Origin of the sequence: Halomonas aquatica, from assembly GCF_040196335.1 — a bacterium.
GTDB classification, from domain to species: domain Bacteria; phylum Pseudomonadota; class Gammaproteobacteria; order Pseudomonadales; family Halomonadaceae; genus Halomonas; species Halomonas aquatica.
In genome coordinates this window covers 1-24,554 of the sequence record NZ_JBEGCJ010000006.1, presented here as the reverse complement: position 1 = coordinate 24,554, position 24,554 = coordinate 1, and the positions used below count along the sequence as shown (strand labels likewise).

Annotated in this window: 16 protein-coding genes and 3 tRNA genes; 16 read left to right on the top strand and 3 right to left on the bottom strand. The window is 65.0% G+C overall.

Features of this window, described 5'->3' with window-relative positions; translation table 11 throughout:
- Nucleotides 1-5 precede the first annotated feature (5 nt).
- The 5 genes from gltB to eno all read left to right on the top strand — a co-directional run bounded on the left by gltB (nucleotide 6) and on the right by eno (nucleotide 10,164).
- Nucleotides 6-4,454, top strand: coding sequence for a glutamate synthase large subunit (gltB, locus tag ABE960_RS13410; protein ID WP_349762799.1), 4,449 nt, complete (start codon nucleotides 6-8; stop codon nucleotides 4,452-4,454).
- Between the two features lie 47 nt (nucleotides 4,455-4,501).
- Entirely contained in the window at nucleotides 4,502-5,923 is a 1,422-nt protein-coding gene (locus tag ABE960_RS13405; protein ID WP_349762798.1) for an FAD-dependent oxidoreductase, read from the top strand.
- A gap of 385 nt (nucleotides 5,924-6,308) precedes the next feature.
- Nucleotides 6,309-7,964 (top strand): CTP synthase, encoded by a 1,656-nt coding sequence (gene pyrG / locus ABE960_RS13400; protein WP_349762797.1) that lies wholly within the window; start codon nucleotides 6,309-6,311, stop codon nucleotides 7,962-7,964.
- Nucleotides 7,965-7,969: 5 nt separating this feature from the next.
- Nucleotides 7,970-8,836, top strand: a complete 867-nt coding sequence (gene kdsA / locus ABE960_RS13395) for a 3-deoxy-8-phosphooctulonate synthase (protein ID WP_349762796.1) — start codon at nucleotides 7,970-7,972, stop codon at nucleotides 8,834-8,836.
- A gap of 35 nt (nucleotides 8,837-8,871) precedes the next feature.
- The gene (gene eno, locus ABE960_RS13390; protein ID WP_349762795.1) at nucleotides 8,872-10,164 is read left to right on the top strand and encodes a phosphopyruvate hydratase; all 1,293 of its coding nucleotides are present in this window, start codon (nucleotides 8,872-8,874) and stop codon (nucleotides 10,162-10,164) included.
- Between the two features lie 526 nt (nucleotides 10,165-10,690).
- Here eno and fdxA read toward each other — a convergent pair.
- Both fdxA and mutS read right to left on the bottom strand, forming a co-directional pair.
- Entirely contained in the window at nucleotides 10,691-11,014 is a 324-nt protein-coding gene (fdxA, locus tag ABE960_RS13385) for a ferredoxin FdxA (protein WP_349762794.1), read from the bottom strand.
- Between the two features lie 161 nt (nucleotides 11,015-11,175).
- Complete coding sequence (gene mutS, locus ABE960_RS13380; RefSeq protein ID WP_349762793.1) at nucleotides 11,176-13,764, bottom strand: DNA mismatch repair protein MutS; 2,589 nt, start codon at nucleotides 13,762-13,764, stop codon at nucleotides 11,176-11,178.
- Between the two features lie 145 nt (nucleotides 13,765-13,909).
- Between mutS and ABE960_RS13375 the strand changes: the two genes are divergently transcribed.
- The 9 genes from ABE960_RS13375 (at nucleotide 13,910) to ABE960_RS13335 (ending at nucleotide 21,208) form a co-directional block, all read left to right on the top strand.
- Nucleotides 13,910-14,422: a CinA family protein gene (locus tag ABE960_RS13375; protein WP_349762791.1), complete on the top strand. Its 513-nt coding sequence runs from the start codon at nucleotides 13,910-13,912 to the stop codon at nucleotides 14,420-14,422.
- 130 nt (nucleotides 14,423-14,552) lie between these two features.
- On the top strand, nucleotides 14,553-15,620 hold the full coding sequence (recA, locus tag ABE960_RS13370) for a recombinase RecA (RefSeq protein WP_349762790.1): 1,068 nt from the start codon (nucleotides 14,553-14,555) through the stop codon (nucleotides 15,618-15,620).
- Between the two features lie 3 nt (nucleotides 15,621-15,623).
- Nucleotides 15,624-16,118 carry a regulatory protein RecX gene (locus tag ABE960_RS13365; protein WP_349762789.1) on the top strand — a complete coding sequence of 165 codons (495 nt, stop codon included), beginning with the start codon at nucleotides 15,624-15,626 and terminating at the stop codon, nucleotides 16,116-16,118.
- 275 nt (nucleotides 16,119-16,393) lie between these two features.
- Entirely contained in the window at nucleotides 16,394-19,003 is a 2,610-nt protein-coding gene (gene alaS / locus ABE960_RS13360) for an alanine--tRNA ligase (protein WP_349762788.1), read from the top strand.
- A gap of 105 nt (nucleotides 19,004-19,108) precedes the next feature.
- A complete protein-coding gene (locus ABE960_RS13355; RefSeq protein ID WP_349762787.1) occupies nucleotides 19,109-20,359 on the top strand; it encodes an aspartate kinase in 1,251 nt (416 codons plus the stop codon).
- Nucleotides 20,360-20,560: 201 nt separating this feature from the next.
- A complete protein-coding gene (gene csrA / locus ABE960_RS13350; protein WP_349762785.1) occupies nucleotides 20,561-20,761 on the top strand; it encodes a carbon storage regulator CsrA in 201 nt (66 codons plus the stop codon).
- A gap of 111 nt (nucleotides 20,762-20,872) precedes the next feature.
- Nucleotides 20,873-20,965, top strand: a tRNA-Ser gene (locus tag ABE960_RS13345).
- Between the two features lie 21 nt (nucleotides 20,966-20,986).
- A tRNA-Arg gene (locus ABE960_RS13340) sits at nucleotides 20,987-21,063 on the top strand.
- Nucleotides 21,064-21,131: 68 nt separating this feature from the next.
- Nucleotides 21,132-21,208 (top strand) — tRNA-Arg (locus ABE960_RS13335).
- Between the two features lie 209 nt (nucleotides 21,209-21,417).
- On the opposite strand, the gene ABE960_RS13330 is transcribed toward ABE960_RS13335, so the two are convergent.
- On the bottom strand, nucleotides 21,418-22,386 hold the full coding sequence (locus ABE960_RS13330; RefSeq protein WP_349762784.1) for a tRNA dihydrouridine synthase: 969 nt from the start codon (nucleotides 22,384-22,386) through the stop codon (nucleotides 21,418-21,420).
- 171 nt (nucleotides 22,387-22,557) lie between these two features.
- Between ABE960_RS13330 and ABE960_RS13325 the strand changes: the two genes are divergently transcribed.
- Nucleotides 22,558-22,797, top strand: a complete 240-nt coding sequence (locus tag ABE960_RS13325; RefSeq protein ID WP_349762783.1) for an OadG family protein — start codon at nucleotides 22,558-22,560, stop codon at nucleotides 22,795-22,797.
- A gap of 50 nt (nucleotides 22,798-22,847) precedes the next feature.
- On the top strand, nucleotides 22,848-24,554 hold a 1,707-nt coding region (gene oadA, locus ABE960_RS13320; protein WP_349762782.1), incomplete at its 3' end, for a sodium-extruding oxaloacetate decarboxylase subunit alpha.

Here is a 24,554-nt window from a genome sequence, read left to right as displayed (position 1 = left end):
CGCCCATGAACAGAGGTCTTCATCAGCCCGGCGAGTTCCGTGACAACTGTGGGTTCGGTCTGATCGCCCATATGGAGGGTCAGGTCAGTCACGACCTGCTCAAGACCGCCATCGAGTCCTTGACCTGCATGACCCACCGGGGCGGTATCGCCGCCGACGGCAAGACCGGTGATGGCTGTGGTCTGTTGCTGCAGATGCCGGATGGCTTCATGCGCGAGGCTGCCCGAGAGGCGCTGGGCGTGGCCTTGGGTGAGCGTTACGCCGTGGGGGTGGTCTTCCTGCCCGATGATGATGCTCGCGAGAGTCGTGTTCTCGATACCCTCGTCGCCGAACTCGAGGCTCGCGGCCTGCGGGTGGCAGGGTGGCGCGAGGTACCTGTGGATGCCAGCGTCTGCGGCCCCATGGCCCTGGACTGCCTGCCGCGCATCCGCCAGGTGTTCGTGGAGCCGGGTGCCGACGGGGCCGACCACTTCGACGTCGATCTCTACATGGCCCGCCGTCGTGCCGAGGAGAAGCTGCGCGACGAGGAGGACTTCTACGTCTGCTCGCTCTCCAGCGAGGTGCTCTCCTACAAGGGCCTGGTGATGCCGGTGGATCTGCCGGCCTTCTACCGGGACCTGGGCGATGAGCGCATGGAAACTGCGATCTGCGTCTTCCACCAGCGCTTTTCCACCAATACCGCACCACGCTGGCCCTTGGCCCAGCCATTCCGCCTGCTGGCCCACAACGGCGAGATCAATACCGTCGAGGCCAACCGCGGCTGGGCGAATTCCCGCAAGGAAAACTTCATCAGTGAGCGGCTGCCCGAGATCGCCGGCCTAGACGAAATCGTCAATACCACCGGCTCCGACTCCTCGAGCATGGACAACATGCTCGAGGTGCTGCTGACCGGTGGCATGGAACTCCACCGTGCCGTGCGCATGATGGTGCCGCCGGCCTGGCAGAACGTGGAGCTCATGGATGCCGACCTGCGCGCCTTCTACGAATACAACTCCATGCACATGGAGCCCTGGGATGGCCCGGCCGGCGTGGTGATGACCGATGGCAGGCAGGCGGTCTGCATGCTCGACCGCAATGGTCTTCGCCCGGCCCGCTGGGTGATCACCAAGAACGGCTATATCACGCTGGCCTCCGAGATCGGTACCTACGCCTACCGGCCTGAGGACGTGGTGGCCAAGGGGCGGGTCGGCCCGGGTCAGATCCTGGCCGTGGACACCGAGACCGGTGAAGTGCTGCACACCGCCGACATCGACGAGCGTCTGAAGTCCGCCTATCCCTACAAGCGCTGGTTGAAGCAGGAGGCCCAGTATCTCGAGTCGGCACTGACCGAACTCGCCAGCTTCCATTCCATGGATGCAGCCGCCCTGCTCTCCCAGCAGAAGATGTTCCAGGTCAGCTTCGAGGAGCGCGACCAGGTGCTGCGTCCGCTGGCCGAGAGTGGCCAGGAAGCCGTGGGTTCCATGGGCGACGATACGCCCATGGCGGTGCTTTCCGGCAAGCAGCGGCTGCTCACCGACTATTTTCGCCAGAAGTTCGCCCAGGTCACCAATCCCGCCATCGACCCGCTGCGCGAGGCGATCGTGATGTCGCTGGAGACCTGCATCGGCGCAGAACTCAACGTCTTCCAGGCGACCCCGGACCATGCCCACCGCATCATCCTGACCACGCCGGTCCTCTCGCCGCGCAAGTTTGCCGCCCTGATGAACCAAGATGACCCGGCCTTCTCGAGCCATGTCCTGCCGCTCGGCTACGACCCCCAGGAGGTCGGCCTCAAGGGCGCGATCCATGAGCTGTGCCGCCAGGCCGAGCAGGCCGTCCTCGATGGCAAGGTGATCCTGGTGCTTTCGGATGCCGAGCTGGACAAGGGGCAGGTCCCCATCCATGCGGCGCTGGCCGTGGGGGCCGTCCACCACCATCTGGGTCGCCTGGCGCTTCGCCCGCGGGCCAACCTGGTGGTCGAGACCGGCTATGCCCGCGATGCCCACCAGATGGCGGTGCTGTTCGGCGTGGGAGCCACCGCGGTATTCCCGTGGCTTGCCTATCAGGTCATGGCCGACATGCATCACAGCGGCGAACTGGTCGGCAATCCGGCCGATGCTCGCGAGAACTACCGCAAGGGGTTACAGAAGGGGCTCTACAAGATCCTCTCCAAGATGGGGATCTCGACGCTGGCTTCCTATCGCGGCTCCCAACTGTTCGAGGCGGTGGGCCTCTCCTCGGAGGTGGTCGATCTCTGCTTCACCGGCATGGCGTCGCGTATCGAGGGGACGGGGTTCAGCGAGCTTCAGCTGCAGCAGGAGCTGCAGGGGCGAGAGGCCTGGACGCCCCGCAAGGGTATCTCCCAGGGCGGTCTGATGAAGTATGTCCATGGCCATGAATACCACGCCTACAACCCCGATGTGGTGACCTCTCTCCAGGAAGCCGTCCAGGAGGGCGACTACGCCAAGTGGAAGAAGTTTGCCCGGCTGGTCAACGAGCGTTCGCCCGCGACCCTCCGTGATCTGTTGACGCTCAAGCCTGCCATCGAGCCGTTGCCGATGGAGGAAGTCGAGGCGATCGAGGACCTGCTGCCGCGCTTCGACAGTGCCGGCATGAGCCTCGGGGCGCTTTCCCCGGAGGCCCACGAGGCGCTGGCCCAGGCCATGAACGAGGCCGGCGGGCGCTCCAACTCCGGCGAGGGGGGCGAGGATCCGGCCCGCTACGGCACCATCAGAAGCTCCAAGATCAAGCAGATCGCCTCCGGGCGCTTCGGCGTGACTCCGGCCTACCTGGTCAATGCCGAGGTGCTGCAGATCAAGGTGGCCCAGGGCGCCAAACCCGGCGAGGGCGGCCAACTGCCCGGCGGCAAGGTCAACGAGTTGATCGCTCGGCTGCGCTATTCGGTGCCGGGCGTGACCCTGATCTCGCCGCCGCCGCACCATGATATCTACTCCATCGAGGACCTGGCGCAGCTGATCTTTGACCTCAAGCAGGTCAACCCGGACGCCCAGGTCTCGGTGAAGCTGGTCTCCGAGCCCGGTATCGGCACCATCGCCACCGGCGTGGCCAAGGCCTATGCCGACCTGATCACCGTGTCCGGCTATGACGGCGGCACCGCGGCCAGCCCCTTGACCTCGATCAAGCATGCCGGCAGCCCCTGGGAGCTCGGCCTGCCCGAGGTGCATCAGGCGCTGCGCATCAACGGCCTGCGCGACAAGATTCGCCTGCAGACCGACGGCGGCCTCAAGACCGGCCTCGACGTGGTGAAGGCGGCGATCCTCGGCGCCGAGAGCTTCGGTTTCGGCACCGCGCCCATGGTGGCGCTGGGCTGCAAGTACCTGCGCATCTGCCATCTCAACAACTGCGCCACCGGTGTCGCCACTCAGATGCAGTACCTGCGCGACGAGCACTTCCGCGGTACCGTGGACATGGTCAAGCACTACTTCCGCTTCATCGCCGAGGAGGTGCGCGAGCTGATGGCCCTGCTGGGGGTGCGCCAGCTGACCGACCTGATCGGCCGCACCGACCTGCTCGAAGTGATCGAGGGCGTCACCGCTTCCCAGCGCAAGCTCGACCTGTCGGGACTGCTGGGCAATGACTTCGTGCCCGAGGATGCTCCCCAGTTCTGCCGGGTCAGCCGCAACGTGCCCCACGACCCGGGTGCCAAGAACCAGGAGGTCCTCGAGGCTCTGAAGGATGTCATCGAGGCGAAGTCCGGTGGTGAGTTCGACTTCACCATCACCAACTGCGATCGCTCCGTGGGGGCGCTGATTTCCGGCGCCATCGCCAAGCGCTATGGCGAGGCGGGACTCGAGGATGCCCCGGTCACGGCCCGCTTCAAGGGCGTGGCCGGCCAGAGCTTCGGGGTGTTCAACGCCCGTGGCCTGCACCTCTACCTGGAAGGCGACGCCAACGACTACGTGGGTAAGGGCATGAATGGCGGCAGGGTCGTGATCGTGCCGCCGGCCGGTAGCACCTTCGAGAGTCATCGGACCGCGATCATCGGCAACACCTGCCTGTACGGCGCCACCGGGGGCAAGCTGTTTGCCGCCGGGACCGCCGGCGAGCGTTTCGCCGTGCGCAACTCCGGTGCCCATGCGGTAATCGAGGGGGCCGGCGACCACTGTGGTGAGTACATGACCGGCGGGATGATCTGTGTGCTGGGCGAGGTCGGCATCAACTTCGGTGCGGGCATGACCGGTGGTTTCGCCTACGTGCTCGATGAGGACCGCACCTTCGTCGACAAATATAACCATGAACTGGTGGAGATCCACCGAGTGAACACCGAGGCCATGGAGGCCTACCGGCGGCACCTGCGGGAGGTCGTCGAGGAATTCGTCGCAGAGACCGGCTCCGAGCGCGGCCGGGCGATCCTCGAGGATTTCAGTGACTTCGTCCGCCATTTCTGGCTGGTGAAGCCCAAGGCGGCCAGCCTCAACGGCCTGCTGGCCGAATCTCGGCGCAGGCCGGAATGAGTGAGGTGTTGGCGTCCCGATCAGGTTCGTTCTAGAGGAAGATTTTCATGGCAAACCGTCTGAGCAACGATTTCCAGTTCATCGATGTGGGTCGCCAGGACCCGCAGAAGAAAGCGGCGCGAACCCGGGCACGGGAGTTCGCCGAGATCTATGAACCCTACAAGCCCCAGGAGGCGGCCGGGCAGGCGCATCGCTGCCTGCATTGCGGCAATCCTTACTGCGAGTGGAAGTGCCCGGTCCACAACTACATTCCCAACTGGCTGCAGCTGGTCAGCGAGGGCAATATCCTGGAGGCGGTGGAAATGTGCCACCGCACCAACTCCCTCCCCGAGGTGTGCGGAAGGGTCTGCCCCCAGGACCGCCTCTGCGAGGGCGCCTGCACCCTCAACGACGGCTTCGGCGCCGTGACCATCGGCTCGGTGGAGAAATACATCACCGACACGGCCTTTGCCATGGGCTGGCGTCCGGACCTCTCCCGGGTCACCCCGACTGGCCGCAAGGTCGCTGTGATCGGTGCCGGCCCGGCGGGCCTGGGCTGCGCCGACATCCTGGTGCGTAACGGCGTCAAGCCGGTGGTGTTCGACAAGTACCCGGAAATCGGCGGCCTGCTCACCTTCGGCATCCCGGAGTTCAAGCTGGACAAGACGGTCATGGAGCGACGTCGTGCGGTCTTCGAGGAGATGGGCATGGAATTCTGCCTGGGCGTCGAGGTGGGCAAGGACATTGCCTTCGATACCCTGCTCGAGGAATACGATGCCGTCTTCCTTGGCATGGGCACCTACAAGTACATGGAGGGTGGCTTTCCCGGCGAGGACCTGCCCGGCGTGCACAAGGCCCTCGATTACCTGATCGCCAACGTCAACCACTGCCTGGGCTTCGAGAAGGACCCTCACGAGTTTACCTCGCTGAAGGGCCAGCAGGTGGTGGTGCTGGGCGGCGGTGACACCGCCATGGACTGCAATCGCACGGCCATTCGGCAGGGGGCGTCCAGCGTGACCTGCGCCTATCGTCGTGACGAGGAGAACATGCCGGGCTCCAAGCGCGAGGTGGCCAACGCTCGTGAGGAGGGCGTGGAGTTCCTGTTCAACCGGCAGCCCGTGGCCGTGGTCGGCGAGGGCAAGGTCGAGGGCGTGAAGGTGGTGCGAACTCGGCTCGGCGAGCCCGACGAGAACGGTCGCCAGCGTCCGGAAGTGGTCCCCGGCTCAGAGGAGGTCATCCCCGCCGACGCCGTGATCGTGGCCTTCGGCTTCCAGCCGAGCCCGGCACCCTGGTTCGATACCGTAGGCATCGAGCTCGACGAGCGCGGACGGGTCAAGGCGCCGGAGGAGGGGGGCACCCATTCCTTCCAGACCACCAACGAGAAGATCTTCGCCGGAGGCGATATGGTGCGCGGCTCCGACCTGGTGGTCACCGCGATCTACGAGGGGCGCCAGGCCGGAGAGGGCATCCTCGACTATCTGGGGGTGTGAGGCCTCGACGACTCGAAGCCGCCGGTTTCGGTGGCTTTTGCCCCCGCGGCTTTCCCGGCGACAGGTCTACGAGGGGGCGCTGTGAACTCCTCCCTGGGCGCTACCGATGCCCTGCTGCGCTCTCGCGTCCCGCTCCGCTTGCAGGTCCGGTGCTGGCCATCCATGGCCAGCCCGTTCGGAGCGGTGCTCCTCACCCTGGCGTAGAACACCCTCTATGACCTGCCCCGGGTGCCGCTAGCCTCGCACCGCTTGCCGGGTACCTGCAGCGGAGGCTCCATCCTGCTCGGCGCTGAAATTGAGCCCTTGGTCGCATTCTGCTAGTCTGTCGTCCCATCCTGGCCCGGCTTCCTGCCGTGCCTACCGATCACGTTTCGACAGGTTCTCCATGACACGATATATCTTCGTGACCGGCGGCGTTGTGTCCTCTCTCGGCAAGGGCATCGCGTCGGCCTCGCTGGCGGCGATTCTCGAGGCACGCGGCCTCAAGGTCACCATGCTCAAGCTCGATCCCTACATCAACGTGGATCCGGGCACCATGAGTCCCTTCCAGCATGGCGAGGTGTTCGTCACCGAGGATGGCGCCGAGACCGATCTCGACCTGGGTCACTATGAGCGCTTCATCCGCACGAAGATGTCCCAGGCCAACAATTTCACCACCGGGCGTGTCTACGAGAACGTGCTGCGCAAGGAGCGCCGTGGCGACTACCTGGGCGGCACCGTGCAGGTGATCCCCCACATCACCGATGAGATAAAGCGTCGAGTCTATGCCGGTGGCGAGGGTTTCGACGTGGCACTGGTCGAGATCGGTGGCACCGTGGGCGACATCGAGTCGCTGCCGTTCCTGGAGTCGATCCGCCAGATCAGAAGCGAGCTGGGCGCGAGCCGGGCGATCTTCATGCACCTGACCCTGGTGCCCTTCATCAAGACGGCCGGCGAGACCAAGACCAAGCCGACCCAGCACAGCGTCAAGGAATTGCGTTCCATCGGTATCCAGCCGGATATCCTGATCTGCCGCAGCGAGGTGGAGCTCGAGGAGACCGAGCGGCGCAAGATCGCGCTCTTCACCAACGTCGAGGAGCGTGCCGTCATTCCGCTTCAGGATGCCGACACCATCTACCGTATCCCGCTGATGCTCCACGAGCACGGCCTCGATGACATCGTCTGTGAAAAGCTGCGACTGGAGCCCGGCGAAGCGGACCTAGGCGAATGGGTGAAGGTGCTCGATGCCAAGCTCAACCCGCTGAAGTCGATCAACATCGCCATGGTCGGCAAGTACATGGAACTGCTCGATGCCTACAAGTCGCTCAACGAGGCGCTGATCCATGCCGGCATCCAGACTCGGATCAAGGTCAATGTCGACTATATCGACTCCGAGGATATCGAACGCGACGGCACCGAGCGCCTGGCCGGCAAGGACGCCATCCTGGTGCCTGGCGGCTTCGGGGAGCGTGGCGTGGAGGGGAAGATTGCCACGGCCCGCTTCGCCCGCGAGAACGGCATCCCCTACCTCGGCATCTGCCTCGGCATGCAGGTGGCGGTGATCGAGTTCGCCCGCCATGTGGCTGGCTGGGAAGACGCCAATTCCACCGAGTTCACCCATGATACCCAGCACCCGGTCGTGGGCCTGATCACCGAGTGGCTGAGCCCCGAGGGCCGGGTCGAGCTGCGCGATGCCGCCTCCGATCTGGGGGGGACCATGCGTCTGGGCGGTCAGGTCTGTCAGCTCAAGGCCGGCAGCAAGACCCGCGAGGCGTATGGCAGGGACGAGATCATCGAACGCCATCGCCACCGCTTCGAGGTCAACAACCAGTTCATCGATGAACTCGAACAGGCGGGCCTGGTGGTCTCGGGCAAGAGCGTCGACAACTCCCTGGTGGAGGTGGTCGAGCTTCCGGATCACCCCTGGTACGTCGCCTGTCAGTTCCATCCGGAGTTCACCTCCACGCCCCGTGATGGCCATCCGCTGTTCACCGGCTTCGTCAATGCGGCGGTGGAGCACAAGGCGGCACGGATCCGTGCCCAGTCCTCCCACCAGGAGTGAGGCCGATGTCGCACCCCCAAGGCCCGAACCAGGAACGTCACGTCAGTATTGCCGGCCTCAAGGCCGGTAATGCCCTCCCGCTCATGCTGCTCGGCGGCATGAACGTGCTGGAGTCCCGCGAGCTCGCCCTCGAGGTGGCCGAGACCTATGTCGAGGTGACAGGTCGTCTCGGCATGCCCTACGTCTTCAAGGCCAGCTTCGACAAGGCCAACCGCAGTTCCATCCACTCCTTCCGGGGCCCCGGCCTCGAGAAGGGGCTGGAGATACTGGCCGAGGTGAAGGAGCGTTTCGGGGTGCCGATCATCACCGACGTGCACGAAGCCTGGCAGGCCGCCCCTGCGGCCGAGGTCGCGGACATCATCCAGCTGCCGGCCTTCCTGGCGCGCCAGACCGATCTGGTGGTGGCCATGGCCGAGACCGGGGCGGTGATCAACATCAAGAAGCCACAGTTCCTGGCCCCCCAGGAGATGCGCCATATCCTGCGCAAGTGCGAGGAGGCCGGCAACGACCGGCTGTTGCTGTGCGAGCGCGGGTCCAGCTTCGGCTACAACAACCTGATCGTCGACATGCTCGGTTTCGGTGACATGAAGCAGACGGGCTACCCCGTCTTCTTCGATGTCACGCACTCCCTGCAGCGCCCGGGTGGGCGGGCCGACAGTGCTGGCGGCCGGCGGCAGCAGGTCGCCGAGCTGGCCCGAGCCGGCGTGGCGGTTGGCCTGGCGGGACTCTTCCTGGAGGCCCATCCCGACCCCGACAACGCCAAGTGCGACGGACCCTGCGCCCTGCCGCTGGATCGACTGGAGCCCTTCCTGGCCCAGCTGAAGGCCATCGATGATCTGGTGAAGGGATTCGCCCCCTTCGAGATCTCCTGATTCTTCTCAACGCTGACACGACAAGGACCCACAAGATGACCAACATCGTCGACATCCGCGCCCTCGAGGTGCTGGACTCACGCGGCAACCCTACCGTACAGGCCGAGGTGCGCCTGGAGAGCGGTGCCATCGGTGTGGCCTGTGCTCCCAGCGGCGCCTCCACCGGCTCCCGTGAGGCCCTGGAGCTGCGTGACGGCGACAAGAGTCGCTACCTTGGGAAAGGCGTGTTGAAGGCAGTGGAGGCCGTCAATAACGCTATCCGAGAACGCCTGGTCGGCATGGATGCCCGCGATCAGCGTGGCCTGGACGATGCCATGCTGGCGCTGGACGACACCGACAACAAGGCCAACCTGGGCGCCAATGCCATCCTTGCGGTCTCCCTGGCTGCCGCCAAGGCTGCCGCCAACGCCAAGGGCGTGCCGCTCTACGCCCATATTGCCGAGCTCTACGGCCAGCCGGGCCACTACCGGATGCCGGTGCCGATGATGAACATCCTCAACGGTGGCGAGCATGCCGACAACAACGTCGACATCCAGGAGTTCATGATCCAGCCCGTGGGGGCACCGAACTTCCGCGAGGGCCTGCGAATGGGCGCCGAGATCTTCCATGCCCTGAAGAAGGTGCTTTCCGGTCGTGGACTTTCCACCTCGGTGGGTGACGAGGGAGGGTTCGCGCCGAATCTCGCTTCCAACGCCGATGCCCTGGCCGTGATCAAGCAGGCCGTCTCCGACGCTGGCTATGTGCTCGACCGTGACGTGACCCTGGCCCTGGACTGCGCCTCCAGCGAGTTCTTCAAGGACGGGAAGTACAACCTGGCGGGAGAAGGCAAGAGCTTCGATGCGGCGGGCTTCGTCGACTACCTGGCCGAGCTCGCCGACCAGTACCCGATCGTCTCCATCGAAGACGGCATGGACGAGTCCGACTGGGATGGCTGGAAGGCACTGACCGACAAGCTCGGCGACAGGGTCCAACTGGTGGGCGACGACCTCTTCGTCACCAACACCAAGATTCTCAAGCGTGGGATCGACGAACAGATCGGCAACTCCATCCTGATCAAGTTTAACCAGATTGGCTCGCTCTCCGAGACCCTGGACGCCGTCCGCATGGCTCAGGATGCCGGCTTCACCGCGGTGATTTCCCATCGCAGCGGCGAGACCGAGGACACCACCATCGCCGACCTGGCGGTGGGCACCTGCGCCGGCCAGATCAAGACCGGCTCGCTGTGCCGCTCGGATCGCGTCGCCAAGTACAACCGCCTGCTGGTGATCGAGCAGGAGCTGGGCGAGCTGGTCGACTACCCGGGACGCTCCGCGATCAAGGGCCAGTGAGCGAATGAAGTAAGCAAACTAGTGTTATCTTTTGTGTGATCTCGTGTAAGAGATTGCCTACAAGGTGCTGAAGACATTCGCTATCAATACGTCGGAAAGGGCCGATCCTTCATGGGGTCGGCCCTTTATAGTTGATTGATTTACAAGTTCATTATCGATCATCGCACTGGGTCGGCCAGGGTGAAGAGGACGACTCGAACATTGATCAGCGTGGTTGTGCGGCCATGTTGCTATGCCAAAATGAGTACGGGACATGGAAGAGCGGGAAGGCTCTTCCGGCAGGATGCAACGGGATGTTTGAAGCAACGGGATGTTTGAGGTGATGCGCTAGGTGCGGCAGGACGCCGCTCCCTGGCAGGGAAGACATCACGGGAGTCGGGCGGAAGGAACCGCCCAAGGATTGGCTGGGAGCGGGCGGCCTGCGGGCCGCCTTGTTGACCGAGTGTTCTCCTTCTTCACTCAGGGCAGAACGACGCCGCCGGATGTCGAGAGACATCCGGCGGAATCGTTTCCGGCGCTCGCCGGCTCAGCGCTCGAGCAGCTCCAGCTTGCCCGGTTTGCCGTCCCACTCCTCTGAATCTTCCGGTGGGTCCTTCTTCTCGCTGATATTGGGCCATACCTCGGCCAGTTCGGCATTGAGCTCGATGAAGGCCTCCTGACCATCCGGCAGCTCGTCCTCCGAGAAGATCGCCTCGGCAGGACACTCCGGCTCGCACAACGCGCAGTCGATGCACTCGTCGGGGTGGATCACCAGGAAATTGGGGCCTTCGTAGAAGCAGTCCACCGGGCAGACCTCGACACAGTCGGTGTACTTGCACTTGATGCAGTTCTCGGTGACGACGAATGTCATGCCAGTCTCCCATTCTCTGGCCGGGGCAGGGCGCGGCCGCTAGTCATAGATGAAAAATTGATATAAGAAAATTATTTCTTATAATTTATGATTTTTTGTCGAGCGATTCTAGTCGTGGCGAGAGGCGCCCGCAAGCGGGTCAGGGCGCCATTGTCGGCCATTCACAGCGTCTCTTTCCAGCGATAGAGCAGCTCCAGGGCCTGACGAGGTGATAATTCGTCGGGGTTCAGGCCACCGAGCTGCTCGACCAGCGGGTGGGGCGTGCTGGCAAAGAGGTCGGCCTGCCGAGGAGCGCTCGTGGCGCCCTCGCCGCCCGTTGCGGCAGCCGGCAGCCGGCTGCCCTGATCGATCTCCTGTTGCTCCAGGGTGGCCAGCTTCTCGCGGGCACGGGCGATCACGCCCTGGGGCACGCCGGCGAGCTGGGCCACCTGCAGGCCGTAGCTCTGGCTGGCCGGGCCGTCCTCCACCCGATGCATGAAGACGATCCCGTCACGGTGTTCCGCGGCTGTCAGGTGCACGTTGGCCACTCCCTCGGCCTGCTCGGCCAGGGCCGTCATCTCGAAATAGTGGGTGGCGAAGAGGGTGAAGGCTCGTGAGCGGGTCAGGTGCTCGGCGCTGGCCCAGGCCAGCGAGAGCCCATCGAAGGTACTGGTGCCGCGGCCGATCTCGTCCATCAGTACCAGGCTGTGGTCGGTGGCGTTGTGCAGGATGTTGGCGGTCTCGGTCATCTCCACCATGAAGGTGGAGCGCCCGCCGGCGAGGTCGTCCGAGGAGCCGATTCGGGTGAAGATGCGGTCCACCGGCCCGATGGCGGCCGCATCTGCCGGCACGAAGCTGCCGGTATGGGCCAGCAGAGTGATCAGCGCCGCCTGGCGCATGTAGGTGGACTTGCCGCCCATGTTGGGACCGGTGATGACCAGCATCCTTCGCGCATCATCCATGACCAGGTCGTTGGGCACGAAGGGCGCCTCGCTGACCTGCTCGACGACAGGGTGGCGCCCGCCGCGGATCTCGATGCCCGGCGACTCGGGCAGGGCCGGGCGCACGAACTCGAGTGCCCTGGCGCGTTCTGCGAAGGCGCACAGCACGTCCAGCCCCGCCAGGGCCCGGCCTGTGTCCTGCAGCGCGGCGAGCTCGGCATTCAGGGTGTCGAGCAGGCCGTCGTAGAGCAGCTTCTCCCGGGCCAGCGCCCGGGACTTCGCCGAGAGTGCCTTGTCCTCGAACTCCTTGAGCTCGGGGATGATGAAGCGTTCGGCGTTCTTCAGGGTCTGGCGGCGCACGTAGTCCACGGGGGCCTCCCGGGCCTGGGCGCGAGGGATCTCGATGTAGTAGCCGTGGACCCGGTTGTAGCCGACCTTGAGCCCCGGCAGCCCGGTGCGCTCACGTTCCCGGGTCTCCAGTCGCACCAGGTAGTCGCCGGCATGCTCCGCGAGCCCGCGGTGCTCGTCGAGCTCGGCGTCGAAACCCGCGGCGATCACCCCGCCGTCGCGGATCACCACCGGTGGATTCTCCACCAGGGCACGGGTCAGGGTATCGGCGAGTTCCGGATAGGGGTGGATATGGCGCCTGAGCTCGTCCAGCGTCGTGCCCTCGACGTAGGGCTCGAGCTCGGCCTCGAGGTGGGGCAGGGCGATCAGGGCGTCTCGCAGGCGGGCCAGGTCGCGTGGTCGTGCGCTGTAGAGGGCCACCCGCGCCAGGATGCGTTCGACGTCGCCGATCGCCTTGAGCGAGTCACGCAGGGTTTCAAAACCATCGTCGTCGAGCAGCAGCGCCACCGCCGCCTGGCGGGCGCCGACCTGATCGCGGTCGCGCAGCGGTCGGTTCAGCCAACGCTTGAGCAGCCGCGACCCCATGGCCGTGGCCGTGGTGTCGAGCACGCTGGCCAGGGTGTTGTCGGCGCTGCCGCCGAGGTTGACGTCGATTTCCAGGTTGCGTCGGCTGGCCGCATCGATCACCACGGTGTCGTCGCGGCTCTCCACGCCGATGGCGGTGACGTGGGGCAGGGCCGTGCGCTGGGTATCGCGGGCATAGTCGATCAGCACCCCGGCGGCGGTGATGGCGGCCTCCAGGTGGGCGCAGCCGAAGCCGCGCAGGTCCTGGACCTGGAACTGATCGCACAGGGTGCGCGTCCCGGTCTCGAGGTCGAACAGCCAGTCGCTCTGGCGTCGCAGGCCGCGGCGGCCCTCCAGGGCAGGCGGCAGGGCCAGGCTCTCGGCGATGAGCAGCTCGGCGGGGTCCAGACGTTGCAGCTCGGCAAGCATCTCGCTCTCGCCTTCCACCTCCAGCAGGCTGAAGCGGCCGCTGGAAAGCTCCAGCCAGGCCAGCCCCCAACGCTCGCTGAGCGGTGCCACGGCGACCAGCAGGTTGTCGCGACGGGCATCCAGCAGGGCCTCGTCGTAGAGGGTGCCGGGGGTGACGATGCGCACCACGCGACGCTCCACCGGCCCCTTGGAGGCTGCCGGGTCGCCGATCTGTTCGCAGATCGCCACTGACTCGCCGGCGGCCACCAGGCGAGCCAGGTAACCTTCGGCGCTGTGGTATGGCACGCCGGCCATGGGGATCGGCTGGCCCGCGGACTGGCCGCGCTGGGTGAGGGTGATGTCCAGCAGGGCGGCGGCCCGTCGCGCATCATCGAAGAACAGCTCGTAGAAGTCGCCCATGCGATAGAAGAGCAGCACGTCGGGGTGCTCGCGCTTGATCTTCAGGTACTGGCTCATCATGGGGGTATGCTGGGCGCTGGCCTGTGACATGGGCTTCCTGTGCTGGCGAGTGGCGAAGGGCAGGCGTCGGGCACGCCATGCATGTCGCTGACAAAGCCGTTATTGTACGGAAAAGTCACCGCTCACGCGCGGCCGGCATCCGACCCGGCCGACCCGAACGCTCAGGAGTTTCCCCATGTCGACCCGTGCCGCCCACCTGGCCAGCCTCGACCTGTTCGCCCTCGCCGAGCGCTTGGGGCGAGCCTGTCGCGAGCGGGGCATCACGGTCACCGCGGCGGAGTCCTGCACTGGCGGCGGCGTGGCCAGTGCCATCACGGCCGTGGCCGGCAGTTCCGAGTGGTTCGAGACCGGCTATGTGACCTATTCCAACGGTGCCAAGAACCGACTGCTCGGGGTGCCGGAAGCGCTGCTGGTCGAGCATGGCGCGGTGAGTCGCGAGGTCGTCGAGGCGATGGTGGCCGGTGCCTGTCGTGATAGCGGTGCCGGGCTCGGGGTGGCGATCAGCGGGGTGGCCGGCCCCGGCGGCGGCAGTGACGACAAGCCCGTGGGGACCGTCTGGCTGGCCTGGGGAGATGCCGAAGGGGCCGAGACGGAGTGCCATCTCTATCCCGGCGACCGCGCCTCGGTGCGTGAGCAGGCCGTGCGCGAGGCACTGATCGGCCTGGTGCGGCGGCTGGAGCGTCCCTGACCTCCCCCCGGCTCGTACCAAGGTGGCGTTGGTGCTGGTCGCGGCGGGAATTTTTCGCCATACTACTGTTCAGTCATACAGTAGTTACCGGCATCGTCATCTTCATTCGCTATCTCTCAGGAGTTCCTTCATGGCTCAGGACGAAAACCGCAACAAGGCACTGAATGCCGCCCTCTCCCAGATCGAGCGCCAGTTCGGCAAGGGCGCCGTGATGCGCCTGGGCGATGCTCCCCGCGTGGTGATGCCATCCGTCTCTACCGGCTCGCTGGGCCTGGACATCGCACTCGGCATCGGCGGGCTGCCGCTGGGTCGGGTGGTCGAGATCTTCGGTCCCGAATCCTCGGGCAAGACCACCCTGACCCTCTCGGTGATCGCCCAGGCCCAGAAGCAGGGCAAGACCTGCGCCTTCATCGATGCCGAGCATGCCCTCGACCCGAGCTACGCCGAGAAGCTCGGCGTCAACCTCGATGACCTGCTGGTCTCTCAGCCGGACACCGGCGAGCAGGCCCTCGAGATCTGCGACATGCTGGTACGTTCCGGAGGCGTCGACGTGATCATCATCGACTCGGTGGCGGCGCTGACGCCGCGAGCCGAGATAGAGGGTGAGATGGGCGACTCCCACGTCGGCCTGCAGGCGCGCCTGATGTCTCAGGCCCTGCGCAAGATCACCGGCAACATCAAGAACGCCAACTGCATGGTGGTGTTCATCAACCAGATCCGCATGAAGATCGGGGTGATGTTCGGCAGCCCCGAGACGACCACCGGCGGCAACGCGCTGAAGTTCTACTCCAGCGTGCGGCTGGATATCCGCCGCACCGGCTCGGTCAAGCAGGGCGACGAGGTGACCGGCAACGAGACCCGGGTCAAGGTGGTCAAGAACAAGGTGGCGCCGCCGTTCCGCCAGGCCGAGTTCCAGATCCTCTATGGCAAGGGCATCTACCATGCCGGTGAGGTGGTCGACCTGGGCGTGCAGTGCAAGCTGGTCGACAAGGCGGGCGCCTGGTACAGCTATCAGGGCAACAAGATCGGCCAGGGCAAGGCCAATGCCGCGCAGTTCCTCGAGGACAATCCGGCGGTGATGGAGGAGATCGAGACCCAGATCCGCGCCCAGTTGCTCGCCCCGGTGGAGCCAAAGCGGGAGGAGGCCGTCGACGACGTGGTGGTCGCCGAGGACGACCGCGGCGACGATCGGCTGTAGACCATGTTCGGCTCATCCCCCCTTGGTGACGAGTCGAGGCCCCGGGACGACGCCATCCGCCTGCTGGCTCGGCGGGAGTACTCGCGCCACGAGCTGGCCGAGCGGCTGGTGGCGAAGGGGCACGAGGCCGAGGCCATCGCCGGCTGCCTCGATGCCCTGGCCGAGGAGGGACTGCAGAGTGATACACGCTTCGCCGAGAGCTTCCTGCGTTCACGCATCCTGCGCGGCCAGGGGCCGCTGAAGATCCGCCTCGAGCTGGAGCGGCGCGGCCTCGATCGGGAGGAGATCCGTCTCGCCTTCGACGAGGCCGCGCAACGTGGCGAAGGCGACTGGTTCGCCCTCGCCTGCGATGCGCTCTCGCGGCGTTTTTCCGGCCCGGGCGACATCCCTCGCGAACGCGCCCGCCGCGAACGCTTCCTGGCAAGCCGCGGTTTCGACTTCGATCAGGTGCGCCATGCCCTGGAACATGCCTGGGATTCGGCGACAGATCACAGCTAGTACTAGGGGCGGGGACAAGCTGAAGAAGAGATCCTGTACCAGGTATGGAGTCGGTAGCGCCCGGGTAAGGGTTCACCGCAGCCCCTCGCAGGCCTGTCGCCGGATCAGGCCTTGCCCCTTCAGTCGATTGACAACTGCGCTATAATGGCTCCCTTTGCGAATGCCCCGGGTGGCACTCCTGTGGCGCAGTGGCGAGCCGATTCCGGCGTCGATACGCCGCCTGCCGACCCACTGCCTGCCCACCGGGTCACCATGCTCATCGCCACGGATACCCCATGAAAAGCGCAGACATCAGACAGGCTTTCCTGAGTTTCTTCGAGGAGCAAGGCCATACCGTCGTGCCCTCCAGCTCCCTGGTGCCGGGCAACGACCCGACCCTGCTGTTCACCAATGCCGGTATGGTGCCGTTCAAGGACGTCTTCCTGGGACGCGACCCGCGCCCTTACGTGCGTGCCACTTCCTCCCAGCGTTGCGTCCGCGCCGGTGGCAAGCACAACGACCTGGACAACGTCGGCTATACCGCTCGCCACCACACCTTCTTCGAGATGCTGGGCAACTTCAGCTTCGGCGACTACTTCAAGCGCGATGCCATCCATTTTGCCTGGAACTTCCTGACCGAGGTACTGGGTCTGCCGAGGGAGAAGCTCTGGGTCACGGTTCACATCAGCGATGACGAGGCCGAGCGCATCTGGAAGGATGAGATGGGCATCGACCCCGAGCGTTTCTCGAAACTCGACGAGGACAACTTCTGGCAGATGGGGGATACCGGTCCCTGCGGGCCGAGCTCCGAAATCTTCTTCGATCACGGTCCCGAGGTGTGGGGTGGCCCTCCCGGCAGCCCCGAAGAGGACGGCGACCGCTACATCGAGATCTGGAACCTGGTGTTCATGCAGTTCGATCGTGATGCGACGGGCAACCTCAATGCACTGCCCAAGCCCTCCATCGATACCGGGATGGGCCTGGAGCGCATCGCCGCGGTGATGCAGGGCGTGCACTCCAACTACGAGATAGACCTCTTCCAGAACCTGCTGGAAGCCGCGGCGCGTGCCACCGGTCACGCCGACACCACCACCCCCTCGCTGCGGGTGATCGCCGACCATATCCGCTCCTGCGCCTTCCTGGTGGCCGACGGGGTGATGCCCTCCAACGAGGGTCGTGGCTACGTGCTGCGCCGGATCATCCGTCGCGCCATCCGCCATGGCCACAAGCTGGGGGCCCGTGGCAACTTCTTCCACAAGCTGGTGGGGGCGCTGGACGCGGAGATGGGCGAGGCCTTTCCCGAGCTGCGCCAGGCGCGCCACCAGATCGAGCGCGTGCTGCTGAAGGAAGAGGAGCAGTTCGCCCGCACCCTGGAGCATGGCATGGGCCTGCTCGAGGAGGCCCTAGCCGGGCTCGAGGGCGATACGTTGCCCGGACATACGGTGTTCAAGCTCTACGACACCTACGGCTTCCCCTATGACCTGACTGCCGACGTCTGCCGCGAGCGTGACGTCAGCCTCGACCAATTGGGCTTCGAACGCGAACTGGAGGCCCAGCGCGAGCGTGCACGGGCGGCCAGTCAGTTCGGTGCTGACTACGCGGCGGGCCTCGACCTCGAGGGCGAGACCACCTTCACCGGCTATGATCATCTGGAGGATCGTGCCACGGTCACCGCGATCGTCGACCGCGAGGGCAATCCCCTGGCGCGGCTTGAGCCCGAGCAGCACGGTGTCGTGGTGCTGGATCGCACCCCCTTCTATGGCGAGTCCGGCGGCCAGGTGGGCGATACCGGCTACCTGGAGCTCGAGGGGGGGCGCTTGCTGGTCACCGACACTCAGAAACAGGCCGGCCATCACCTGCACCACGGTGTTCTGCTCGAGGGAGAGCTGGCCGTGGGAGCAGAGGTACACCCAAGGGTGGACGCGCGCCTGCGCGGTGCCACCGTGCGCAATCACTCGGCGACCCACCTGATGCACAAGGCGTTGCGGATGGTGCTCGGCGACCATGTCCAGCAGAAGGGCTCGCTGGTCACGCCCGAGCGGCTGCGCTTCGACTTCAGCCACTTCGAGCCGATGACGGACGAGCAGCTGGCCGAGGTGGAGCGCCTGGTCAATGAACAGATACTCGCGAACGCTGCGACCCACATCGAGCAGATGACCCTCGACGAGGCAAAGGCCAGGGGTGCGGCGGCGCTGTTCGAGGCCAAGTATGCCGACAGCGTGAGGGTGCTGACGATCGGCGCCGATGACTTCTCCATCGAGCTGTGCGGTGGTACTCACGTAGGGCGCAGCGGTGATATCGGCTGCTTCCATATCGTCGGCGAGGCGGGTATCGCCAGCGGCGTGCGCCGTATCGAGGCGATTACCGGCGAGGGAGCGCTGGCCTGGTTCAGGGAACAGGAGTCTCGCCTGAACCGCATCGGCGAGCGTCTCAAGGCCAAGCCTGAGCAGGCGGAGGAGCGAGTCGACTCGCTCCTCGAGCGAAACCGCACCCTGGAGAAGGAACTCGAGCGGCTCAAGGCCAAGCTGGCTAGCGCCGCAGGCAACGACATGATCAACGAGGCCCATGAGGTCAAGGGCGTCAAGGTGCTGGCCAAGCGCCTCGATGGCGTGGCCGGCAAGGAGCTTCGCGGCATGCTCGATCAGCTCAAGAACAAACTGGGATCCGGCATCGTGGTGCTGGGCGTGGCCGATGCCGAGTCCGGCAAGGTCAGCCTGATCGCCGGCGTGACCGATGACCTCACCGGTCGGGTCAAGGCCGGAGAGCTGGTCAATCACGTGGCGGCTCAGGTCGGCGGCAAGGGCGGCGGCCGGGCGGACATGGCCCAGGCCGGCGGCAGCGACGTCTCTGCGCTGCCGGGGGCGCTGGAAAGCGTGCCCGCTTGGGTCGAGGAGCGACTGCAGTAATGGGCGACAGGGCCGGTGGCAGCGATGCCCCGGCCCTCGTCATGTTCACTCACCCTTCACTCATCCGAGCGCTACCCGCATTCGACAGACGAGGGAAATCGGCATATGGCACTATACGTACAGAAATTCGGCGGCACCTCGGTGGGCTCCGTGGAGCGCATCAAGGCCGTGGCCGAGAAGGTCAAGGGCTTTCGTGACAACGGCCACCAGATCGTGGTCGTGGTCTCCGCCATGAGCGGCGAGACCAACCGCCTGATCGGCATGGCCAACGAGATCAATGACGAGCCGACCCCGCGCGAGATGGACATGCTGGTCTCCACCGGCGAGCAGGTCACCATCTCGCTGCTGGCCATGGCCCTGCACAAGCTGGGCGTGCCGGCGACCTCCTATACCGGTTCCCAGGTGGGCATCCAGACCGACAGCGCGCACACCAAGGCGCGCATCCAGCGCATCGAGACCGACGAGCTCCAGGCCGACTTGGACGATGGCCAGGTGGTCGTGGTCGCCGGCTTTCAGGGCGTCGACGAGGAGGGCAACATCACCACCCTCGGTCGTGGCGGGTCCGACACCACCGGCGTGGCCCTGGCCGCCGCGCTCAAGGCCGACGAGTGCCAGATCTACACCGACGTCGACGGTGTCTACACCACCGACCCGCGGGTCTGCTCCAGGGCCCAGCGTCTCGATACCATCACCGTCGAGGAGATGCTGGAACTGGCGAGCCTCGGCTCCAAGGTCCTGCAGATCCGTGCCGTCGAATTCGCCGGCAAGTACAATGTCGCGCTGCGCGTGCTGTCCAGCTTCGAGGATGGCCCCGGCACCCTGATCGTTGCTGACTCCGACCAAGACGAGGATTCCATGGAAGAACCGCTGATCTCCGGTATCGCCTTCACCGCCAACGAAGCCAAGCTGACCCTGCTCAACACCCCCGATGTGCCGGGCGTGGCTTCGCGCATCCTGGGCCCGATCGCCGATGCCAACATCGAGGTCGACATGATAGTCCAGAACGTGGCGCCGGCCGGTGACTACACCGACTTCACCTTCACGGTGGCCAAGGGCGACTACAAGCAGACCATGAAGATCCTCCAGGATCAGGTGCTTCCTGATCTTGGCGGCGGTGAACTGCGCGGTGACGACAACATCGCCAAGGTCTCGCTGGTGGGCGTGGGCATGCGCTCCCATGCCGGTGTGGCCTCGAAGTTCTTCCGTGTGCTGGCCGACGAGAACATCAACATCCGCATGGTCTCCACCTCCGAGATCAAGATATCCGTGGTGATCGATGAGAAGCACATGGAGCTGGCCGTCAAGGCGCTGCACAAGGCCTTCGGTCTCGACAAGCGCGATATCGAGCAGGAATAACGGCTCCCTCGAGTTGCCGACACCTTCTACGCTTCTGGGGAAGGTCGCCGACACGGGTGCCACAGTGCTATCTTTCAATGTGGCACTGGAGTGTCATGAGTTGGCAGCATTGGTCAGGGACGACGAGTTGGCGCACAATGCAACAACGTCGCCCCTGCCGGCGAGCATCCCGTAGCCAGAAGTCTGAGAAGGAGATCAGTCATGCTCATCCTGACCCGCCGCGTCGGCGAAACCCTGATGATCGGTGATGACGTCACCGTGACCGTCCTTGGCGTCAAGGGCAATCAGGTTCGCATTGGCGTCAATGCTCCCAAGGATGTCGCCGTGCATCGGGAAGAGATCTACCAGCGTATCCAGCGTGAGAAGTCCGAGCCTGACCTCGAGAGCGACATAGGCGCATAGCTCGTGCCGGATGAATCGCGAGAAGTGCCGGCGCGTATGCGCATCGAAAAATCGCCGGGTTCACTGGACAATGGCCTTCTAAAACGGTAGGATACGCACCGTGTCGACGAGGGAGAGGTGGCCGAGTGGCTGAAGGCGCTCCCCTGCTAAGGGAGTAAGGGGTTTATAGCCTCTTCGAGGGTTCGAATCCCTCCCTCTCCGCCATCGTCGATATGCGAAGATAGAGCGCCCGTAGCTCAGCTGGATAGAGTACCTGACTACGAATCAGGTGGTCGGAGGTTCGAATCCTCCCGGGCGCGCCATCTTGACAACGGGTGTGATCGGCCACGTCGCCGTGCCATCCTCGCAATGAGTCTCCTCGTTGCCTCACGCGCCCGTAGCTCAGCTGGATAGAGTACCTGACTACGAATCAGGTGGTCGGAGGTTCGAATCCTCCCGGGCGCGCCAGATTTCGACCCGTCCTCATCATGAGGGCGGGTCTTCTGTTTTTGTGTCGATGTTTTCTCGCTAGCTGGACCGGACCTGCCCAGGGAGGGGCCCGGTTCCGCGATCGTTTGGGGCGCCGTCGCTTTGCGACGTGCGCCCCTTTTTTGTCCGGATCATGGCTGTGTGCAGTGTCGCGCCCTGGGGCTTGGTGCTCGCGGTTGGGGTAGAGGCTATGCGGTCAGGGCCGTCGCGGCAGTCACCCCGGCCGAGGCGCTGGCCAGGCCATCGAGCAAGGTGTCCAGGTCAGTGATGCGTTTCAGGGCCTGGAAGCGCCACGCTGCCTCTTTGTCACGTTGGCGCATATGGTTGAGCCATTGCTTGAGCAGGGAGGTGACGACACGATCGGGAAGTGTGCTACGCTGCATTGCAGCAAATTCGGCGAGGATCTCCGCTCGGACAGCCCAGGGCGTTTCTGGCAGTCGTTCGCCGGTGGCCTGCCAGTGGCGGATGCGGGCGGCCAGTCGGGGGTCGGCCAGTGCGCCGCGACCCAGCATCACGTCGCGGCAGCCGGAGAGCGTACGCGCCTTCCAGTAGTCTTCCAGGGACCAGATGTCGCCGTTGGCCACTACCGGAATGGAGAGGCGCTGGCGGATCCGGCCGATCCACTCCCAGTGGGCGGGTGGGCGATAGCCTTCGTCGCGTGTGCGGCCGTGGACCACCAGTCGCTGGGCGCCCGCGTCCTGTGTCGCCAGGGCGCAGGCCAGCGCCTGGCGGCGGTCGGCGAAGCCCAGGCGGATCTTGGCGGTCACCGGGATCTCGTCGCCCACGGCCAGGTGTACCGCCTCCACGGCGGCATGGACGCGACGCGGGTCCCGGAGCAGCGAGGCGCCGCCATCGTGGCGATTGACCATCTTGGCCGGACAGCCGAAATTGAGATCCAGGCCGGTGGCGCCGAGTCGCAGGGCCTGGAGGGCATTGGCCGCGAGCGCCTCGGGGTCCGATCCCAGCAACTGTAGTGTCACGGGGACGCCGCTTGGGGTGGCGGGTACCCCGGAGGCATGAAGCTCAGGGCAGTGCTTATGGAAGACGCGGGGTGGAAGCCGGGCATCGACGACGCGCACGAACTCGGTCACCACCCAGTCGAATCCCGGGGGGCGAGTCAGCAGGTCGCGGGTCACTGCATCGATGACCCCTTCCATGGGCGCTAGTCCGATTCGCCCATCATGTAGTAAATTAACAACGCTGAGTTCCACCATGGCGCCATTGCAATCTGTCCGGGGTGTGGCAGGTTATATGATCCTAAATAATGCGCAAGTCGGTTTTTCATGCCTGAGCGGGCCAAACTTGGCGCAAGAATCAGGAGAATTCGCATGCAGGACACGCAGCTGATACATGAGGGCATTGCCCTGATGGGCCTGGGCATGGGGTTTGTCTTTGTTTTTCTTACCGTCCTGGTGGGAGTGACCACGCTGATGTCGAAGACGATCGGTCGCTTCTTCCCCGAGCCGGCCGCTCCCGCCGGTCCCCGAGCAGGCTCTCGCCAGGACGATGATATCACCGTGGTCATCAGCGCGGCGGTGCATCGCTATCGCCACCGGCACCGGCGCTGAGTCGACCGTACCCCCTTTCTCCTTCCATTCATATCGACAAGGTCACCACCATGAATGACAAGACACGCCCACTTGGCATCACCGATGTCGTCCTGCGAGATGCCCACCAGTCGTTGTTCGCTACCCGCATGCGCCTGGACGACATGCTGCCGATCGCCGAGAAACTCGACCGTGTCGGCTTCTGGTCCCTGGAATCCTGGGGCGGTGCCACCTTCGACGCCTGTATCCGCTACCTCGGCGAGGATCCGTGGGAGCGGATACGGGCGTTGAAGGAGGCGATGCCCAACACCCCTCAGCAGATGCTGCTGAGGGGTCAGAACCTGCTCGGCTACCGCCACTACGGCGATGATCTCGTGGACAAGTTCGTCGAGCGGGCGAAGACCAACGGGGTCGACGTGTTCCGTGTCTTCGATGCCATGAATGACCCGCGCAACCTCGAGCGTGCCATCCAGGCCGTGCGCAACGTGGAAGGCCACGCCCAGGGCACCCTCTCCTACACGGTGAGCCCGGTGCATACCCTGGACGGCTGGGTCGAGCTCGGCAAGTCCATCGCCGCCATGGGAGCCGACTCACTGGCGATCAAGGACATGGCCGGCCTGCTCAAGCCCTACGATGCCTATGAGCTGGTCACCAAGCTCAAGAAGGCCGTGGATATCCCGATCAACATGCACTGTCATGCCACTACAGGACTCTCCACCGCCACGGCCCTCAAGGCCGCCGAGGCGGGCATCGACAACGTCGACACGGCGATCTCCTCCATGTCGATGACCTACGGCCACAGCCCGACCGAATCCATGGTCGCCATCCTTCAGGGCACCGAGCGCGATACCGGCCTGGACCTGGAGCTGCTCGAGGAGATCGCCGCCTACTTCCGAGAAGTCCGCAAGAAATATTCCGCCTTCGAGGGATCGCTCAAGGGCATCGACTCGCGGATCCTGATCGCCCAGGTGCCGGGCGGCATGCTCACCAACATGGAAGGCCAGCTCAAGGAACAGGGTGCCGGCGACAAGCTCGACGACGTGCTCCAGGAGATTCCGCGCGTGCGCGAGGATCTGGGCTTCATTCCCCTGGTCACCCCGACCTCTCAGATCGTGGGCACCCAGGCGGTGATGAACGTGATGATGGGCGAGCGCTACAAGTCGATCTCCAAGGAGGTCCAGGCGCTGCTCAAGGGGGAGTATGGCGCCGCCCCGGCCTCGTTCAACAAGGAACTGCAGGCGAGAGTTCTGGAAGGAGGTGAACCGATCACCTGTCGTCCGGCCGACCGGCTCGATCCCGAGATGGACAAGATGACCGCCGAGCTCAAGGAGAAGGCCAAGGCCAAGGGCATCCGCCTGGCCGAGGGGGAGCGCGAGATCGATGACGTCCTCACCTATGCGCTCTTCCCGCAGATCGGTCTGAAGTTTCTCCAGAATCGCGACAACCCCGATGCCTTCGAACCCGCGCCCCAGGCTCCCGACGCCGGCGCCAGCCAGCCGGTGTCTGCTCAGAGGGCCGAGGCCAAGGCGCCGGCGGGTCCGGAGACCTACACCGTCACTGTCAACGGCAAGCAGTACGTGGTCGAAGTCGCCGAAGGCGGCGAGATCGGTCGGGTAAGCGAGCAGGGCGGTAGCCAATTGGCCGCGAGTGCGCCTCCGGCCCCTGCCGCCTCATCGGGCGAGACCATCACCGCGCCGCTGGCCGGCAACATCTTCAAGGTCAATGTTCGCGAGGGCGACAGCGTCGAGGATGGTGATGTGGTGATCATCCTCGAGGCC

Excerpts from the sequence above, each read along its gene's own strand:
- fdxA (WP_349762794.1), bottom strand. The coding sequence starts at position 11,014 with ATGACATTCGTCGTCACCGAGAACTGCATCAAGTGCAAGTACACCGAC.
- kdsA (WP_349762796.1), top strand. The coding sequence starts at position 7,970 with ATGTCGCACCCCCAAGGCCCGAACCAGGAACGTCACGTCAGTATTGCC.
- ABE960_RS13325 (WP_349762783.1), top strand. The coding sequence starts at position 22,558 with ATGCAGGACACGCAGCTGATACATGAGGGCATTGCCCTGATGGGCCTG.
- ABE960_RS13330 (WP_349762784.1), bottom strand. The coding sequence starts at position 22,386 with ATGGAAGGGGTCATCGATGCAGTGACCCGCGACCTGCTGACTCGCCCC.
- gltB (WP_349762799.1), top strand. The coding sequence starts at position 6 with ATGAACAGAGGTCTTCATCAGCCCGGCGAGTTCCGTGACAACTGTGGG.
- mutS (WP_349762793.1), bottom strand. The coding sequence starts at position 13,764 with ATGTCACAGGCCAGCGCCCAGCATACCCCCATGATGAGCCAGTACCTG.
- alaS (WP_349762788.1), top strand. The coding sequence starts at position 16,394 with ATGAAAAGCGCAGACATCAGACAGGCTTTCCTGAGTTTCTTCGAGGAG.
- ABE960_RS13405 (WP_349762798.1), top strand. The coding sequence starts at position 4,502 with ATGGCAAACCGTCTGAGCAACGATTTCCAGTTCATCGATGTGGGTCGC.
- recA (WP_349762790.1), top strand. The coding sequence starts at position 14,553 with ATGGCTCAGGACGAAAACCGCAACAAGGCACTGAATGCCGCCCTCTCC.
- csrA (WP_349762785.1), top strand. The coding sequence starts at position 20,561 with ATGCTCATCCTGACCCGCCGCGTCGGCGAAACCCTGATGATCGGTGAT.
- pyrG (WP_349762797.1), top strand. The coding sequence starts at position 6,309 with ATGACACGATATATCTTCGTGACCGGCGGCGTTGTGTCCTCTCTCGGC.
- ABE960_RS13375 (WP_349762791.1), top strand. The coding sequence starts at position 13,910 with ATGTCGACCCGTGCCGCCCACCTGGCCAGCCTCGACCTGTTCGCCCTC.
- ABE960_RS13355 (WP_349762787.1), top strand. The coding sequence starts at position 19,109 with ATGGCACTATACGTACAGAAATTCGGCGGCACCTCGGTGGGCTCCGTG.
- eno (WP_349762795.1), top strand. The coding sequence starts at position 8,872 with ATGACCAACATCGTCGACATCCGCGCCCTCGAGGTGCTGGACTCACGC.
- ABE960_RS13365 (WP_349762789.1), top strand. The coding sequence starts at position 15,624 with ATGTTCGGCTCATCCCCCCTTGGTGACGAGTCGAGGCCCCGGGACGAC.